Origin of the sequence: Flagellimonas baculiformis (assembly GCF_033441575.1) — a bacterium.
Taxonomy (GTDB): Bacteria; Bacteroidota; Bacteroidia; order Flavobacteriales; family Flavobacteriaceae; genus Flagellimonas; species Flagellimonas baculiformis.
Genome location: NZ_JAUZVW010000034.1, coordinates 1 through 2,606, shown reverse-complemented (window position 1 = coordinate 2,606; position 2,606 = coordinate 1). Strand labels below are relative to the sequence as shown.

General features: G+C 38.5%; 4 protein-coding genes. All 4 read left to right on the top strand.

Annotation, left to right across the window (positions count from 1 at the left end; genetic code table 11):
- The first annotated feature begins 229 nt into the window (after window positions 1-229).
- The 4 genes from SD450_RS19490 to SD450_RS19475 all read left to right on the top strand — a co-directional run bounded on the left by SD450_RS19490 (window position 230) and on the right by SD450_RS19475 (window position 2,485).
- Complete coding sequence (locus SD450_RS19490) at window positions 230-1,234, top strand: IS110 family RNA-guided transposase (protein ID WP_094998160.1); 1,005 nt, start codon at window positions 230-232, stop codon at window positions 1,232-1,234.
- 66 nt (window positions 1,235-1,300) lie between these two features.
- Window positions 1,301-1,672, top strand: a complete 372-nt coding sequence (locus SD450_RS19485; RefSeq protein ID WP_094998159.1) for an ArsR/SmtB family transcription factor — start codon at window positions 1,301-1,303, stop codon at window positions 1,670-1,672.
- Window position 1,673: 1 nt separating this feature from the next.
- A complete protein-coding gene (merTP, locus tag SD450_RS19480) occupies window positions 1,674-2,276 on the top strand; it encodes a mercuric transport protein MerTP (protein WP_094998158.1) in 603 nt (200 codons plus the stop codon).
- Window positions 2,276-2,485: a GDCCVxC domain-containing (seleno)protein gene (locus tag SD450_RS19475; protein WP_094998157.1), complete on the top strand. Its 210-nt coding sequence runs from the start codon at window positions 2,276-2,278 to the stop codon at window positions 2,483-2,485. The genes merTP and SD450_RS19475 overlap by 1 nt, the downstream gene beginning before the upstream one ends.
- The last annotated feature ends 121 nt before the right edge of the window (window positions 2,486-2,606 follow it).

Below are 2,606 nucleotides of genomic sequence, written 5' to 3'. Positions count from 1 at the left end.
AAGGAAACGGAATCGTTACTTAGCCGATAGAAATAATATTGTTAGAACAGATACAGTTCTATCTTGAAATTAATAGTTCCACTTACTGCAATAGCTTTAGAAACGGAATAGAGGAAATCTACTATTTATATTAAGTACGGTAAGTTATTTGAGCCTAAGCCAGAGAGTATTACGGGCATAACCCACTAACGATTTAAGCCGCTCAAAAGGAACATCAAAAACACTTATTATGAAAATATATGGAATCGACCTGTCCAAAGAGAAATTTGACGTAAGCTATGTTATTACAGGTGAGGAGAAAAAAAGGATTGTAAAAAATGACTTTAAGGGTATCTGCAGCTTTTTGAAACAAGTTGAAGATAACTGTATCCTGGTAGCTGAACATACGGGAACTTATGGAGACCTGTTAGTTCATCTCTGTTACCAGTTCCAAGTCAAAATAGCATTGGTCTCCGGCTATAACATTAAGCATAGCTTGGGGTTGCAACGGGGAAAGAGTGATTCGAAGGATGCTTATCGTATCAGGAAATACGGTGAGAGGTTCACTGAAGAATTGCACTTAACAGAGCCAAAGCCCGAGTCGGTCAAAGAGCTCAAGGAACTTTATAGTTTGCGGGAACAGTTGTCAAAGAACAGAACATCCCTTTTATTGGGAATGAAAACAAGAAAGCATGGTCCTTCACAGAGTATTGTGGCTCATAGAAGCTATCAGAGAGCCATTATGAATGTGGAAATTGAAATTGGGTCCATCGAAAAGGAAATCGAAAAAATCGTTCAGAGCGATTCCGATTTAAAGGATAACTACAAGCTTATTACAAGTATCAAAGGCATTGGCCCGGTAATCGCAAACAATCTGATCATCAAAACTGAAAACTTCAAACGTATTACAACGGCCAAAAAGGCTGCGGCCTTTGCCGGGGTATGCCCATATCCAAATTCCTCCGGAAAAACGTCCATGAAGTCCAAGACCAGTCATCTAGCCGACAAAAAACTAAAATCATTGTTGTTCCTAGCCGCCAAGACTGCCGTGGCGCACAATAAGGAGTATAGTCTGTATGCACAACGTAAAAAACTTGAGGGAAAACCTTATTTCCTGATAATGAACAATGTGTCCAATAAAATTTTAAGAACCGTTTATGGAGTGGTCCAAAATAGGAAACCATACGATATCAACCATATTTGCATGGACCCTAGAAATATAGCCAGGCCATACTTGTCGTTCAAGGACAACTAACAGAATTATTTCAAACTTATTTAAGTATTTGCTTAAATAATTATATCTTAGCATAAAATTCGTCCCATGAAACTTGAAATCAGCTGTACCAGAGCAGAGGCAGACCATCAACAAATTCTTCGTTGTAAAGAAGATTTGAACAGAACAGCTGATTCCATAGAGGATGTAAGCAGATTGATGGCACTTGCAGGCAATGAAGTTCGCTTTAAAATATTGTTCCTGTTGCAAAAGGAGATTGAGTTATGCCCCTGCGACTTTGCAGATATTTTGGAAATGAGTGTTCCCGCTATTTCACAACATTTACGTAAAATGAAAGATGCTAAAATCATTGGTGCCCGCAGGCAGGGTCAGACCATTTTCTATCACATATCAAAGAAGAATGAAGCTTTTTTTGCCGCTATTTTAAGTAATATTCAATCTAAAAGAAAAATTGCGTAAAATGAAAAAGACGATAACCTCCAATCAAGGTACTTTTGCTGGCCTTTTCTCCGCGATTGTGGCCTCTCTATGCTGTATTACACCTGTATTGGCATTGTTTTCAGGTGCCACAGGTGTTGCCTCCACTTTTTCCTGGATAGAGCCTTACAGGCCAGTTTTAATAGGCCTCACCCTTTTGACCCTAGGTTTTGCCTGGTACCAAAAAATAAAATCACTCCCACAAGATATTGATTGTGTCTGCGGGGATGACAAGCCTAAATTCATCCAATCAAAAACATTTCTGTTTTTGGTGACCATTTTTGCGGGTATTATGTTGGCATTTCCCTATTACTCACATTTGTTTTATCCCAATTCAAATATCGAGAAACAGGTCGTTTACGTATCCGAAAGCAATTTAGGTGAATTGAACTATTCCATTCAGGGAATGACGTGTGCGGGTTGCGAAGCCCATATCGAGCACGAAGTCAATCAATTGAACGGTATTTTGGAAGTGGATGCGAACTACGAAACATCCAGTGCTATTGTAAAGTATGATATGGGTAAGGTAACACCTGAAGAAATAGAATCCGCCATTGCAAAAACAGGTTACAAAATCGTAGACTAATGGAAGTGATTCTAAAATCCACTGTTACCTGTCCACACTGTGGTCACCAAAAAGAGGAGGAAATGCCAACAACTTCCTGCCAATTCTTCTACGACTGTGAGAATTGCAATAAAGTATTAAAACCAAAACAGGGTGATTGTTGCGTTTTTTGTTCATATGGCTCCGTGGCTTGCCCGCCCATTCAATCCGGTACTAGTTGCTGTAATTGATGATTTTAACAAAACCCATATCAAGTCAAATAATCTACAGTTCTATATAATCATGGAAATTTTGGGAAAATAATAGGGCTCAATTCTTTTAAAAAATTTGGTTTTTAATAGAGTATATAAA